The organism is Marinobacter sp. B-21 (assembly GCF_056857895.1).
Genome location: NZ_JBSXNZ010000060.1, coordinates 81,346 through 96,086, shown reverse-complemented (window position 1 = coordinate 96,086; position 14,741 = coordinate 81,346). Strand labels below are relative to the sequence as shown.

The window sequence follows — 14,741 nt, the reverse complement described above, 5'->3', positions numbered from 1 at the left end:
CAACAAAGACTATTTCTCTGTAAAATCCAGGCAAGCACGACATTACGTCTTTTTTACATGATCACAATTTAATAATTTTCTCGAAAACCATTAGTTTTTAGGTGCTTTGCCTGTTCCGCTTCCGCTATCCGGCTTTTGAGGCCAGCTCTCTCAGCATTCCATGAGCCACCGAGAAAACGGCACAATCCACATCGCTTGCGGATTGCATATCGCTCAACATGCGCTGCCACCGGCTGAGCAGCGCCTGTTTATCATCGCGCCATGCATCCAGCCGCTCGACCGGGGTTCCGTCACCCGCTACCGGCTCGGAAAACACGCTGAGCGTCAGGTTCCGCAACTGGTGATCCAGTTCATCCCGGTAGTGAATGGTCGCCAGCACCTGCCAGTGGCCATTTGCCCGGAATGCCCGCATTTGCCGGTCGAGCCAGGTCAGGTTCAGACTTTCGCCAAGCCTGAAATAGACCCAGGCAACAGATCCCAGATCCTGGCCCAACTGACGGGAAATCTCGATCATATCCATCAGCCAGTATCGGCTTTCCGCGGAAGCGCACCAGGCTGACAACTCCTCCGGAACCTTCCGCTCACAATACTCAGCATAGCTTTCTTGCCAACGACTTGCAGGAATCACCGATTCCAGGCGCTCTTTGGAGGCCAGAACATCGGCCAGCGGCGCCCGGTAATGATCAATACACGACACCGGATCCAGCGCCTGGCGACGGTTCTGCAACAGCCAACTGGTGCTTCGGGTCACCAGGCGAATGGCATCGGCAAACAGCTCTGCCTGCACATCCGCGCTGACTTTTCCGTCCAGCGCTTCAATCGCTTCCCAGTGCGCGTCTACGTCATGAACCCGGAGAGAAATCAGGTAAGCCGCGGCAATCCGGCCCGCATCCGCGCCGGTGGCACTGCGGATCCGGTCGAACCAGGTGATCCCCATGCGGTTCACCAGATCATTGGCGATCTGGGTTGCCGATATTTCGGCCCGCAGCGGATGAGCATCGACCGCGTCCGGAAACGCCGCCAGCAAGGACGCCGGAAACGCCGAGTGAAGCGCAGCGTTAAAGCGGGGGTCATGCACAATTGGAGCTGCCACCAACGTCTGCTTCAGCTCGATCTTGGCGTAGGACACCAGTACCGCCAGCTCCGGCCGGGTCAGGCCGGCACCGCGCTCCCGGCGGGCCTGCAGTTCTTCATCGGAGGGCAGAAACTCAAGGCCGCGGTCCAGTTTGCCCTCAGTCTCCAGGCGCCGCATCAGCCGCTCATACTGATCCGCGCTGGCGACCGCTGTGTTCTGCGCCAGGCTCAGCGCCATGGCCTGCCGGTAGTTGTTTCTCAGCACCAGGTCCGCCACTTCCGGGGTCATTGCCCGGAGCATGCCGTTGCGCTCGGGCAGGGTCATCCGCTGCCGGTGCACCAGATCATTGAGAAGGATCTTGATATTGACCTCATGATCCGAGCAGTCCACGCCACCGGCGTTATCGATGAAATCACTGTTGGCCGAGCCGCCGAGGCGGGCAAAATCAATCCGCGCCCGCTGGGTCACGCCGAGGTTGCCACCCTCACCCAGCACCTTGCAACGCAGCTGGTTACTGTCGATTCTCAGGGCGTCGTTGGCCTTGTCGCCCACCTCTTCATGGGATTCGGAGGGCGCTTTCACGTAGGTGCCAATGCCACCGTTCCACAACATGTCCACCGGCGCCCTGAGCAGGGCGCTGATCAGCTCGGCGGGTGGCAGCGTCCGGGCCTTGGTACCGAGCATCCGCCGCATCTCCGGAGACACCGGAATGGACTTCATGGAGCGCGCGAACACACCGCCACCGTCGCTGATCAGCTGTGTGTCATAGTCGGCCCAGGTTGATCCCGGCAGATTGAACAGGCGCTGGCGCTCACGGAAAGACGCCCCGGTATCCGGCTGCGGATCAATAAAGATGTGCTGGTGATTGAAGGCGCCAACCAGGCGAATCCGCTCTGACAACAGCATGCCATTGCCAAACACATCGCCTGCCATGTCGCCAATGCCCACCACAGTGAATTCGTCCGCCTGGATGTCTGTGCCCTTTTCCAGAAAATGTCGCTTTACCGACTCCCAGGCGCCCCTTGCGGTAATCCCCATTTTCTTGTGGTCATAGCCCTCACTGCCGCCGGAGGCGAAAGCATCACCCAGCCAGAAGCCGTATTCCGCGGCAAGCGTGTTGGCAATGTCAGAAAACGTGGCGGTTCCCTTGTCTGCGGCAACAACCAGGTAGGTGTCGTCGCCGTCGTAACGGACCAGGCTTTCCGGGGGCACAACCCTGCCGTCTTCCAGGTTGTCGGTAATGTCCAGAAGCCCCCTGATAAAGGTTTGGTAGCAGGCGACGCCCTCCTCCCGCAGCGCTTCCCGGGACCCATCCTGCGGCGGCTGCTTCACCACGAAGCCACCCTTGGCACCTGCCGGCACAATCACCGAGTTCTTTACCTGCTGGGCTTTTACCAGGCCGAGAATCTCGGTGCGGTAATCCTCAATCCGGTCAGACCACCGCAAGCCACCCCGGGCGACAGGGCCAGACCTCAGATGAACACCCTCAATCCGTGGCGAGTAAACGAAAATCTCGAATTTCGGCCGAGGCCGGGGGATGTCCGGAATGGAGGAAGGGTCCAGCTTCAGCGAGAGGTAGCTCCGGAATCCACCATCCTCCTGGCGCTGGAAATAACTGGTTCGGAGTGTAGCCCGGATCAGCACGAAAAAGCGCCGGAGAATCCGGTCATCATCGAGGCTCTCTACCGCTTCAAGTGCATCAAGTATCTCTGCCTCAATCTTGTCTGCTGAGGCCTGGCCTTTCTTTCTCCCCTGCAACCCAGGGTCAAACCGTTTCTGGAAGAAGGACACCAGCATGGAGGTGATGTCGGGGTGGCGGGCCAGGGTCTCGGCAATAAAGGGCTGGCTGAAGCCGAAACGCAGTTGCTTGATATAGCGGGCATAGGCCCGGATCAGGGACACTTCACGCCAGCCAAGGCCGCACAGCATGATCAGCTGATTGAAATCGTCGTTTTCCGCAAAGCCATTCCAGATTTCCCGGAAAGCCCCCTGGATCAGCGGCCTGGCTGCGTCCAGGTCGGCATCCCGGCAGCGGGTATGGAGCTCAACGGTAAAGTCACTGACGCCGAAAGTTTCACCGTCCCTGCGCCGCACCCGGTAAGGATGTTCACCGAGCACCCGCATGCCCAGGTTCTCGAGGATCGGGATCACATCAGACAGAACAACCGGCTGCCCCTCGCTGTACAACTTGAAGTGGAATCCGGTTTCGGAAGAATCCCGGGGCTGGTAAAAGCGCATGGGTACATCGGTGCTGACGGCGATGGACTGGATCTGTTCAATATCGGCCAGTGCCTCCGCTACCGAAAACCTGGCCCGGTAGGCCGAGGGAAACCCACCACTGAACACCTGGGCGTAACGTCCCCCCAGGGATTCGCCAAAAACCCGAACGAGCTCGGCGTGCAGATCGTCGTCCCATGATCGGGATTCCTGAACCATCCGGGCGACAATCTCACGCAATTCAAGGGAATCGTCATTGTCGGTGGACTGGTTCTGAAGGACATCGGCAAGCTGTTCCAGCAGGGTTTGTTTTTGTAATGTTTGTGGATCGGTCATCGAAACTCTCCGGGCTTTTTTACACGTTCTTTCGGTAATAGCGTAGCTGACAGTATACGCAAGCCCCGGAAGTCGCTTTGACCGTATAGTTTCGGAATCGAGGAGTTTTGATTATATTTACCGGATGATTTAGCCATTAATCCAGCCTGGAACCGACCACATGGCCGATTTGGACAGAATTGACCAATCCATCATTCGCGAGTTGCAGAAAAATTCCCGGATCACCGTTACCGAGCTGGCGTCTCGGGTGGGCCTTTCCAAAACCCCTTGTCAGGTACGGATGCGCCGGCTGGAAGAACAGGGTTACATCACCGGCTACACCGCTCTGGTCAACCAGACCAAGCTGGGCCTCAGCCACATCGCCTTTGCCCAGGTCACCCTGAACGACACCAGCAGCAGTGCCCTGGCGGCCTTCAATAAAGCCGTGAAGCAGATATCCGCGGTGGAGCAATGCCACATGATTGCCGGCAATTTCGACTACCTGCTGAAAGTCCGGACCCGGAACATGCAGGAATACCGACAGGTCCTGGGTGAGGAGATATCGGCACTGCCCCACGTGCTCCAGACCAGCACATTTGTGGTGATGGAGAATGTCAGGGACGCCGGACTGTAAAAGCGACACTTCACGGGCCGGCGCCGGCTATCACTCGGATTGCTCGTACTTCGGCTTGTACCCCCCGGCATCCAACCGGGGCCGGTCCTCTTCAGCGTCTGTGAGTGGCTGTACTTCCTCCAGGCTGGACAGGGAGCGCAGTGTCAGTCTCTGGTATTCCTCGGTTCCCTTTTTCTTCCAGGCGATTTCCTTGTCGCTGAGCATCCGCATCACTTTCGCCGGCGATCCGACAATCAGTGATCCCGGCTCACAGGTAAACTTTGCCTTCACAAACGCACAGGCTCCGACAATCGAACGGGGCGCTATACGGGCCTCGTCCATCACCACCGCATTCATGCCCACCATGGCGTCCTCGCCAACGACACAGCCGTGCAGGATCGCGCCGTGCCCGACGTGGCCATTCTTCTCGACGATGGTGTCCATGCCCGGGAAGGCATGCATTACACAGGTGTCCTGAACGTTCGAACCCTGTTTGAGAATAATCCGGCCGAAATCGGCGCGCAGCGACGCCGCCGGCCCGACATAGCAGTCCGGGCCGATCCAGACATCGCCGATCAGCACAGCCGTCGGGTGTACATAGGCAGACGGATGAACGACGGGAACAACGCCTTCTATACTGTAACTGGGCATAGCGCTCTCCTGGGCAAGGGTGGGTACCGGAAACAGATCAGGCCTGTACAGGGCCAACAAACATGGGACCTGATACGTTTTTGTGATTCGTTTTCTGTATCACATTATCGTTTTCCGCAGGGTTTTGCATGCCCTGAGGGGTCTACCCACCACCGAAGATCGGGTGAAAGTCCGGCCCGCACCGTCGACAAATAAAATTTATATATGATTTTCAATGATATAGAAAAGGCATAGCATCCACCAAGACCAAAGCGATACAGAACCTGGCGAGCACAGTCCTTGACGAGTATCAATTCTAAGATATACTCATTTTCCACAATCGATAGCACCGTACCGGTCCAAGACGCCTTTCACGCTATCCCCAACAACAAACAACAGGACAACAACGCCATGACTCAGCCGAGCATTCTTCTTGAAATCGATCAGGGCGTGGCTCTGCTAACCCTGAACCGCCCGGACAACCTGAACAGTTTCAATGTCGAAATGCACGAACGCATGCGCGATGCCATCAGCACTGTGCGCAAGGATGAGTCTGTCCGGGTGTTGGTTATCACCGGCTCTGGCCGGGGGTTTTGCGCCGGGCAGGATCTTTCAGACCGCAGCGTATCCCCAAACCAGCAAATGCCGGATCTCGGCGCCTCGCTGGAGAACTACTACAACCCGCTGATGCACAGCCTGCGGGATCTGCCGATGCCGGTGCTCTGCGCCGTCAATGGCGTGGCGGCCGGCGCCGGAGCCAACATCGCCCTGGCCTGCGACATCACGCTCGCGGCCCGCTCCGCCAATTTCGTTCAGGCTTTCTGCAAGCTGGGCCTGGTACCCGACTCGGGCGGCACCTGGATCCTGCCCCGCGTGGCCGGCATGGCCCGGGCCAAAGGCATGGCCCTGCTGGGTGAGAAGATCAGTGCCGAACAGGCCGAGAACTGGGGCATGATCTGGCGCTGTGTCGATAACGAGCAGCTCATGGAAGAAACCATGAAACTGGCCCGGCATTTCGCCATCCAGCCGACCAAGGGCCTGGCGCTGATCAAGCGCGCACTGCATGCCAGTGCCAGCAATACCTTTGAAGAACAGATCAATCTGGAGCGGGACCTCCAGCGCACAGCCGGGCAGACCGAGGATTACCGCGAAGGCGTTGCCGCCTTCATGGAAAAACGCACGCCGAACTTCAAGGGGAAATAAGCCATGCCGGCACTGGACACCCAAACCAAAGTTGCCGTCATCGGCGCCGGGGCCATGGGCTCCGGTATTGCCCAGGTAGCCGCCCAGGCAGGCCATCATGTTTACCTGCACGACCAGAGAGAGGGTGCTGCTGAGGCAGGCCGTGACGGTATTGCCAGACAGCTCCAGCGTCGAGTCGATAAGGGCAAGATGCAGCAGCAGGAGCTGGATGCCATCATCGGCCGAATTCAGCCGGTCGCGAATCTGGATGAAGTCGCTGATGCCGGGCTGGTGATCGAGGCAATCATCGAAGACCTTCAGATCAAACGTCAGTTGCTGGCGAACCTGGAAGACCTGTGTGCCGGGGACGCAATCCTCGCCACCAATACCTCGTCCATCTCTGTTACCGCCCTCGGCGCCGAAATGACGAAGCCCGGGCGCCTGGTGGGTATGCACTTCTTCAATCCGGCACCCCTGATGGCACTGGTAGAAGTAGTGATGGGCCTGGCCACCAGCAAAACCGTCGCTGAGACGGTTCACGCCATGGCAAGCGCCTGGGGCAAGAAGCCGGTCTATGCCAGCTCAACTCCCGGCTTTATCGTTAACCGTGTTGCCCGTCCGTTTTACGCAGAGAGCCTGCGCCTGCTGCAGGAACAGGCCACCGATGCCGCAACGCTGGATGCCATCATCCGCGAAGCCGGCCAGTTCCGCATGGGCGCGTTTGAGCTGACCGATCTGATCGGCCACGACGTCAATTACGCCGTGACCAATTCTGTGTTCAACTCCTACTATCAGGACCCGCGCTTCCTGCCTTCGCTGATCCAGAAGGAGCTGGTGGAAGCTGGCCGGCTGGGTCGCAAGAGTGGCCAGGGTTTCTACCCCTACGGCGAAGACGCTCAAAAGCCGGAGCCACAGACAGAGCCGGCCCACCAATGCGATGAGACCGTCGTCATTGCCGAAGGCAACCCCGGCGCAGCAGCCCCATTGATCGAGCGCCTCAAAGGCGCTGGCCTGACCGTAATCGAACGCGACGGCCCGGGCCGGCTTCGCTTCGGCGATGCCGTGCTGGCCCTCACCGATGGTCGAATGGCCACCGAGCGTGCCGCCACCGACGGCATTTCCAACCTTGTGCTGTTTGACCTGGCCTTCGATTACAGCAAAGCCTCCAGGCTTGCCCTGGCTCCGGCCGACCAGGCCTCGGAAGCGGCGGTTTCCTGCGCCTGTGCTTTACTCCAGAAAACGGGTATTTCGGTAAGCCGGATCGCTGATCGCCCCGGACTCGTGATCATGCGTACCGTGGCCATGCTGGCCAACGAAGCCGCCGACGCAGCCCTCCACGGTGTGGCCACGGTCGCCGACATCGATCTGGCCATGAAGGCGGGTCTGAACTACCCCGATGGCCCCCTCAGCTGGAGCGACCGCCTCGGGGCGGGCCACGTATTTGACGTGCTCACCAACATCCAGAACAGCTACGCAGAAGATCGCTATCGCCCTGCCCTGCTGCTTCGGAAGAACGCATTCGCACAGAAGGGGTTTTATTCATGAGCGAAATGGACCCGCAAACTCTCGCCGAGGAATGCGCAAAAGCCATGTTCGACCGGGACCGGGCAAGCCAGAACCTGGGCATGAACATTGAGTCCGTTGCCCCGGGCAGGGCGGTACTGACCATGACCGTAACCGGCGACATGATCCAGGGCCACGGTTCCTGCCACGGCGGCTATCTGTTCACCCTGGCCGACTCCGCGTTTGCCTTCGCCTGCAACAGCTATGACCGGGCTACTGTCGCCTCCGGTTGCAGCATTGATTACATGTCCGGCGCCAAAGAAGGCGACCGGCTGACCGCCACCGCCGAAGAGCAGGCCCGGGGCGGCCGAACCGGCGTTTACGACATCACACTAACCAACCAGGACGGCCGCAAGGTTGCCCTGTTCCGGGGCCGTTCCTACGAGGTTCGCGGCACCGTACGCAATTCGGAGGAAAATTCATGAGCGCGGACAATCTTCTCAAAGACGCCTACATCGTCGATGCCATCCGAACCCCCATTGGTCGCTACGGCGGCGCGCTCTCCGCCGTGCGCGCGGACGACCTGGGCGCCATCCCCATCAAGGCGCTGACCGAGCGCCATCCGGATATGGACTGGTCTAAAATTGACGATGTGCTCTATGGCTGCGCCAACCAGGCCGGCGAAGACAACCGGGACGTGGCCCGCATGTCGTTGCTGCTGGCAGGCCTGCCAGTGGATGTACCGGGCAGCACCATCAACCGCCTGTGCGGTTCCGGCATGGATGCGGTCGGCAGTGCCGCAAGAGCCATCCGTACCGGTGAGGCCAGACTGATGATTGCCGGCGGAGTGGAATCCATGTCCCGGGCTCCGTTTGTGATGGGCAAGGCCGAGTCCGCATTCAGCCGCAAGGCGGAGATTTTCGACACCACCATCGGCTGGCGCTTTGTAAATCCGGTACTGAAAAAGCAGTACGGAATTGATTCCATGCCGGAAACAGCCGAGAACGTGGCGGCCGATTTCGGCATTTCCCGGGAAGACCAGGATGCCTTCGCCCTGCGCAGCCAGCAGCGCACGGCCGCTGCCCAGAAAAACGGACGGCTGGCCGCCGAAATAACGCCGGTGACCATTCCCCGTCGCAAGCAGGACCCGCTGGTAGTGGATACCGACGAGCACCCCCGGGAAACCAGCCTTGAAAAGCTGGCCACGCTGCCGACGCCCTTCCGTGACAACGGCACCGTGACCGCCGGCAATGCCTCCGGTGTGAACGACGGCGCCTGCGCACTGCTGCTGGCCGGAGCCGATGCCCTCAGGCAATACAACCTCAAGCCCCGCGCCCGGATTGTTGCCATGGCCACCGCTGGCGTGGAGCCGCGGATTATGGGCTTCGGGCCTGCGCCTGCCACCCGCAAGGTTCTGGCGACCGCAGGTCTTGAGCTGGCCGATATGGCCGTGATTGAACTGAACGAGGCCTTCGCCGCCCAGGCCCTTGCCGTCACCCGTGACCTCGGGCTGCCGGACGACGCCGAGCATGTAAACCCGAACGGGGGCGCCATCGCCCTGGGCCACCCTCTGGGCATGAGCGGTGCACGGCTGGTCACTACCGCCCTGAACGAACTTGAGCGTCGCCACGCGGCAGGCCAGAAAGCCCGTTACGCCCTCTGCACCATGTGCATCGGGGTTGGCCAGGGTATCGCACTGATCATTGAACGGACGGATGCCTTGGCCTGACGCCACCGTCCGGACCAGAACGGCCATCTTACAAGAACAACGCAGGACAGAATCATGAGCTTACCATTACAAAAACTTGGCAAACTTGACCGCATGGAGACGGCCAGCATTGACGAGCTCCGTCATGAACAGCTTCAGCGGCTGCGCTGGAGCCTGGTCCATGCGTATACCAACGTACCCTTCTATCGCAACGCCTTTGACGATCTCGGTCTCAAGCCGATGGACATCAACTCTCTGGATGACCTGGCCAGGATACCGTTCACCACCAAAGCGGACCTGCGCGATAACTACCCGTTCGGAATGTTTGCCACCCCCCTGTCCGACGTGGTCCGGGTCCATGCCTCCAGCGGCACCACAGGTAAGCCGACCGTGGTTGGTTACACCCAGAGCGATATCAATACCTGGGCCGACATTGTGGCACGGTCTATCCGGGCCGGTGGCGGCTCCCGGGGCGACAAGGTCCATGTTGCCTATGGCTACGGCCTGTTCACAGGTGGCCTTGGTGCCCACTACGGCGCCGAGCGACTTGGCTGTACCGTGATCCCCATGTCCGGCGGCCAGACCGAGAAGCAGGTTCAGCTGATCAAGGATTTCGAGCCTGACATCATCATGGTCACGCCGTCCTACATGCTGAACATCGCCGACGAGATGGAGCGGCAGGGCATTGACCCGCACAAACTGCCACTGCGCCTCGGTATCTTCGGGGCGGAGCCCTGGACCAACGCCATGCGTACCGAGATCGAGGAGCGCCTCGGTATCCAGGCCCTGGATATTTATGGCCTGTCCGAAGTCATGGGCCCCGGCGTGGGCATGGAGTGCATTGAGACCAAAGATGGTCCCACCATCTGGGAAGATCATTTCTATCCCGAAATCATCAATCCCGACACCGGTGAAGTACTGCCCGACGGCGAATACGGTGAGCTGGTGTTCACCTCGCTGACCAAGGTGGCCCTGCCGATTCTGCGTTACCGCACCCGGGACCTTACCCGCCTGCTGCCGGGCACCGCACGACCCATGCGCCGGATCGACAAGATTACCGGTCGCAGCGATGACATGCTGATTATCCGTGGTGTGAACGTGTTCCCGAGCCAGATTGAGGAACAGGTCCTGAAATGCGAGGCGCTAGCCCCGCACTACGAGATCGAGGTTTACAGGGAAGGCAATCTGGACTGCGTGGATATCCGGGCCGAGCTGAAACCGGGCGCTCCCGACAACGCGGAAAGCCGTGCCGCGGCGGCCAAGGAACTGGCCCACCACATCAAGTCCTACATTGGCATCAGCACCCGGGTCGAGGTGGTTGAAACCAACCGCCTGGCCCGTTCGGAAGGCAAGGCCAGGCACGTGTTTGACCGTCGAAACACCTAAGTTTGCATGACCGGCAGGGGTCAGTCCGCAGCTACTGCGGCTGACCCCCTGCCGCCTGCCCCCACGGCCGCGCACCCGCAGCCATCGATTTAATTTTGCTTTCCCACTATTAATCTCAATAGCATTTACTCACGTATCACATTTTTTATCATTAAACTCAACATCATAAGCGTCATCAAAGAACCTTTCATGTATAACATGACACACAACGACATTTCTTGATATTTATTCAGTATCATATAATATGGAGTCAATGGCCTTCAGTCGTTCCTGAGGGCATCGCTGTTCACGGATAACAGAACAACAAGCCCGATCCGGAGGTATTTGTTTATGTACGCCCAGCTCGTTGAAACCGGCGCCAAGCGCCTGAAGACCCTGGAAGAGATGTCGCCTGAAGAGCGCGAGTTTCAGGAAAAGGTCGACGCCGAAATCAAGATCGAACCCAAGAACTGGATGCCTGAAGGCTACCGGAAGACACTGGTTCGTCAGATTTCCCAGCACGCCCACTCCGAAGTGGTCGGCATGCTGCCCGAAGGTAATTGGGTTACCCGGGCCCCCACCCTGAAGCGCAAGCTCCAGCTGATGGCCAAGATCCAGGATGAAGCAGGCCACGGCCTGTACCTCTACAGTGCCATGGAAACCCTCGGTGCAGACCGCGATGAAGAGATCGAGAAACTGCATCAGGGCAAGGCCAAGTATTCCAGTATCTTCAACTACCCAACCCTGAACTGGGCCGATATGGGTGCGGTTGGCTGGCTGGTGGATGGCGCTGCGATCGTCAATCAGGTTGTGCTTCAGCGTACTTCCTATGGCCCCTACTCCCGCGCCATGGTCCGGATCTGTAAGGAAGAGAGCTTCCACCAGCGTCAGGGCTACCAGATCCTGCTGGACATGATGCGCGAAGGCACCGAAGAGCAGAAAGCCATGGTGCAGGACGCGATCAACCGTCTGTGGTGGCCGGCGCTGATGATGTTCGGCCCGCACGATGACGAGTCTCCGAACTCCCAGCAGTCCATGGCCTGGAAGATCAAGCGCAAGAGCAACGATGAACTGCGCCAGATGTTCATTGACCAGACGATTCCGCAGCTCGAGTTCCTGGGTTGCACCGCGCCGGATCCGGACCTGAAGTGGAACGAAGAAACCGGCCACTACGATTTCGGTGAAATCAACTGGCAGGAATTCTACGACGTTCTCAAGGGCAACGGCCCCTGCAACCGCGAGCGCATCAACACTCGCAAGAAAGCAATTGACGAAGGCGCCTGGGTCCGTGAAGCGGCCGTCGCCTATGCCGAAAAACAAAAACAGCGCGCACAAGCCGCCTGATACCGGAGGAATACAACATGTCTGAATGGCGCCTTTACGAAGTCTTTGTGCGGTCCAAGCACGGCCTGAACCACAAACACGTGGGCAGCGTGCATGCCGCAGACGCCGAGATGGCCATGGAAAACGCCCGTGACCTGTACACACGCCGAAACGAAGGTGTAAGCATCTGGGTGGTTCCCTCCGACACCATCACGGCCTCCGCGTCCGACGAAAAGGAAGTGCTTTTCGACCCATCGGAAGACAAGGTTTACCGGCACGCTTCTTTCTACAAGCTGCCCGATGAAGTCGGACACATGTAAGGAGCGGTACCAATGACACAAGCAGAAGCATTAAAGGAATACCTGCTGCGCCTGGCAGATTCCGACATGATCCTGAGCCAGCGCCTGTGCGAACTGTGCGGCAAGGCGCCGGCGCTTGAGGAAGAGATGGCACTGATGAACGTCGCCCTCGACCTGGTGGGCCAGGCCCGCAACTGGTACGAGTACGCCGCCGAGCTGATTGACGATGATGGCCGGGATGCTGACAAGCTGGCATTCCGCCGCGACGCCCACGATTACCGCAACCTGCTGCTCACCGAGCAGCCCAATGAGGATTATGCGGTCACCATGGGTCGGCAGTTCTTCTTTGACGTGTGGCACTACTTCACACTCAAGAGCCTGACCGAATCCAGCGATGAGCGCATCGCAGGGATCGCCGCCAAAGCCCTGAAAGAAGCCACCTATCACCTGCGCCGGTCATCGGAGTGGGTCAAGCGTCTGGGCGATGGCACTGAGGAAAGCCACCGTCGCATGCAGGATGCCGTGGATATCCTCTGGCGCTTTACCGGCGAACTGATTACCCCGGACGAGACTGATCGTGTCATGGCCGAGGCGGGCATTGGCCCGGATCCTGACCAGTTGGCCAAAGACTGGCGCGGAATGGCTAACGAAGTGCTCATCCAGGCGACCCTGACGCCGGGCGCGGAAGACGCCTGGATGTACATGGGCGGCAAGCACGGCGAGCACACCGAACACCTCGGTTTCATCCTGGCAGAAATGCAATTCCTGCAGAGGGCCTACCCCGATGCCACCACATGGTGATACAGACAGCCGGTCAGCCGTCGATATCCTGATTGCCAGTGATCGGGTGCCGGCAAACGCCCGCCCCGATCTGCTGACAGAGGATGACATCTGGGCACTTCTCGAGGAGGTCAAAGACCCCGAAGTGCCGGCAGTCAGCGTCGTGGAACTCGGTATTATTCGCGCCGTCCGCTGGGACGGCAACGAATTGTCCGTTGATGTAACCCCGACCTACTCCGGCTGCCCGGCCACCGAGTTGATAGAGGAACTGATCACTGAAGCCCTGCGCGCCGCGGGCTTCCGGGATCCGAAAATCAACCAGGTGCTGACCCCTGCCTGGACCACCGACTGGATCACAGCCGAAGGCAAAGAGAAGCTTCGGGCATTCGGAATCGCACCGCCCGAGGGCAGCTCCAGCAAGATGAGCCTGCTCGGGGAACCGGAGGTCATTGCCTGCCCCCACTGTGGCAGCAAGGACACCGATCGGGTCAGCGAATTCGGATCCACCGCCTGCAAAGCCCTTTACCGTTGCAAGGAATGCCTCGAGCCCTTCGACTATTTCAAATGCATCTAGAGCCGATACGATCATGAACAAATTCTACTCACTGAGCCTCAAAGAGGTCAGACCTGAAACAAGAAACGCCGTATCACTTGCTTTTGATCTGCCAGAAGACTTGGCGGACAAGTTCAGCTACAAGCAGGGCCAGCACCTGATTGTCAGAACCCAGATGGACGGTGAGGAAGTTCGCCGCTCCTACTCGATCTGCCGCAGTGTCAATGACCAGGAACTGCGCATCGCGGTCAAGAAGGTTGCCGGCGGCCGTTTTTCCACGTTTGCCAATGAGCAACTGAAACCCGGCCAGACGCTGGAAGTCATGCCACCCCAGGGCCACTTCTCCATCGACCTGGATCCCGAGCGCGAAGGCAATTACCTGGCGGTTGCCGCAGGCAGTGGCATTACCCCGATCCTGTCGATCGTCAAGACCACTCTGGAAACCGAGCCCAAGAGCGAGGTAACGCTGTTCTATGGCAACAAGGCCACCAGCAGCACCATGTTCCGGGATGAACTTCAGGATCTGAAGAACGAGTACATGGCCCGCCTGAACCTGGTGTACATCTTCACCCGGGAAGAGCAGGACATTGACCTGTACAACGGGCGGATTGATCACGACAAGTGCGACAAACTGTTCGACCACTGGATCAACGCGAAGGATCTCACCGCAGCCTTCATCTGCGGCCCCCAGTTAATGACAGAAGATGTTCGGGACTCCCTGCTTCGCCATGGCATGGAGAAAAGCAGGATCCATTTCGAGCTGTTCACGCCGGTCGGTGGTGCACCCCAGGCCCGTAAGGACCGAGCGCCGTCGAAAGTGGATCCGCAGTCCATCAGTGAAGTAACGGTGATTGCCGATGGCCGCTCCCTGACCTTCCCGCTGGTTCGTGATACCAAGAGCATCCTCGAAGCCGGCAACGAGGAAGGCGCCGATCTGCCTTACTCCTGCAAGGCCGGTGTCTGCTCCACCTGTCGCGCCAAGGTTGTCGAAGGCGAAGTGGAGATGGACCAGAACTTTGCCCTGGAAGACTACGAGGTGGAAGCCGGTTACGTGCTTTCCTGCCAGTGCTACCCGATCAGCGACAAGGTGGTTCTGAACTACGACGAGATGTAGCTTTCACCCCAATAACAAGACTCGAGCAAGGCAAGTCCCGCAACAACGGGACTTGCCTTGGCGT

The 14,741-nt window shown here is 59.2% G+C and carries 13 protein-coding genes; 11 read left to right on the top strand and 2 right to left on the bottom strand.

Going from position 1 to position 14,741, the window contains the following annotated elements:
* Window positions 1-124: 124 nt before the first annotated feature.
* The gene (locus AC13C0_RS06625) at window positions 125-3,628 is read right to left on the bottom strand and encodes an NAD-glutamate dehydrogenase (RefSeq protein WP_482954166.1); all 3,504 of its coding nucleotides are present in this window, start codon (window positions 3,626-3,628) and stop codon (window positions 125-127) included.
* Window positions 3,629-3,788: 160 nt separating this feature from the next.
* On the opposite strand from AC13C0_RS06625, the gene AC13C0_RS06620 reads away from it, so the two are divergent.
* Complete coding sequence (locus AC13C0_RS06620; protein ID WP_482954165.1) at window positions 3,789-4,241, top strand: Lrp/AsnC ligand binding domain-containing protein; 453 nt, start codon at window positions 3,789-3,791, stop codon at window positions 4,239-4,241.
* Window positions 4,242-4,271: 30 nt separating this feature from the next.
* Here the strand turns inward: AC13C0_RS06620 and AC13C0_RS06615 are convergent, their stop codons facing one another.
* On the bottom strand, window positions 4,272-4,871 hold the full coding sequence (locus AC13C0_RS06615; RefSeq protein WP_482954164.1) for a phenylacetic acid degradation protein PaaY: 600 nt from the start codon (window positions 4,869-4,871) through the stop codon (window positions 4,272-4,274).
* A gap of 390 nt (window positions 4,872-5,261) precedes the next feature.
* Here AC13C0_RS06615 and paaG point away from each other — a divergent pair, with 390 nt between their 5' ends.
* The 10 genes from paaG (at window position 5,262) to paaE (ending at window position 14,677) form a co-directional block, all read left to right on the top strand.
* Window positions 5,262-6,053: a 2-(1,2-epoxy-1,2-dihydrophenyl)acetyl-CoA isomerase PaaG gene (gene paaG / locus AC13C0_RS06610; protein WP_482954163.1), complete on the top strand. Its 792-nt coding sequence runs from the start codon at window positions 5,262-5,264 to the stop codon at window positions 6,051-6,053.
* 3 nt (window positions 6,054-6,056) lie between these two features.
* Window positions 6,057-7,577: a 3-hydroxyacyl-CoA dehydrogenase PaaH gene (gene paaH, locus AC13C0_RS06605; protein WP_482954162.1), complete on the top strand. Its 1,521-nt coding sequence runs from the start codon at window positions 6,057-6,059 to the stop codon at window positions 7,575-7,577.
* Complete coding sequence (gene paaI / locus AC13C0_RS06600) at window positions 7,574-8,020, top strand: hydroxyphenylacetyl-CoA thioesterase PaaI (protein WP_482954161.1); 447 nt, start codon at window positions 7,574-7,576, stop codon at window positions 8,018-8,020. Before paaH ends, paaI begins: the two co-directional genes overlap by 4 nt.
* Complete coding sequence (gene pcaF, locus AC13C0_RS06595) at window positions 8,017-9,264, top strand: 3-oxoadipyl-CoA thiolase (RefSeq protein ID WP_482954160.1); 1,248 nt, start codon at window positions 8,017-8,019, stop codon at window positions 9,262-9,264. The genes paaI and pcaF overlap by 4 nt, the downstream gene beginning before the upstream one ends.
* 54 nt (window positions 9,265-9,318) lie before the next feature.
* A complete protein-coding gene (gene paaK, locus AC13C0_RS06590; protein ID WP_482954159.1) occupies window positions 9,319-10,629 on the top strand; it encodes a phenylacetate--CoA ligase PaaK in 1,311 nt (436 codons plus the stop codon).
* Between the two features lie 330 nt (window positions 10,630-10,959).
* A complete protein-coding gene (paaA, locus tag AC13C0_RS06585) occupies window positions 10,960-11,952 on the top strand; it encodes a 1,2-phenylacetyl-CoA epoxidase subunit PaaA (protein ID WP_117617970.1) in 993 nt (330 codons plus the stop codon).
* A 17-nt stretch (window positions 11,953-11,969) separates the two neighbouring features.
* A complete protein-coding gene (paaB, locus tag AC13C0_RS06580; protein ID WP_008173800.1) occupies window positions 11,970-12,251 on the top strand; it encodes a 1,2-phenylacetyl-CoA epoxidase subunit PaaB in 282 nt (93 codons plus the stop codon).
* 12 nt (window positions 12,252-12,263) lie between these two features.
* Window positions 12,264-13,031: a 1,2-phenylacetyl-CoA epoxidase subunit PaaC gene (paaC, locus tag AC13C0_RS06575; RefSeq protein WP_482954158.1), complete on the top strand. Its 768-nt coding sequence runs from the start codon at window positions 12,264-12,266 to the stop codon at window positions 13,029-13,031.
* Complete coding sequence (paaD, locus tag AC13C0_RS06570; RefSeq protein WP_482954157.1) at window positions 13,015-13,584, top strand: 1,2-phenylacetyl-CoA epoxidase subunit PaaD; 570 nt, start codon at window positions 13,015-13,017, stop codon at window positions 13,582-13,584. Before paaC ends, paaD begins: the two co-directional genes overlap by 17 nt.
* Window positions 13,585-13,597: 13 nt before the next feature.
* Window positions 13,598-14,677 carry a 1,2-phenylacetyl-CoA epoxidase subunit PaaE gene (gene paaE / locus AC13C0_RS06565; protein ID WP_117617973.1) on the top strand — a complete coding sequence of 360 codons (1,080 nt, stop codon included), beginning with the start codon at window positions 13,598-13,600 and terminating at the stop codon, window positions 14,675-14,677.
* Window positions 14,678-14,741: the final 64 nt, after the last annotated feature.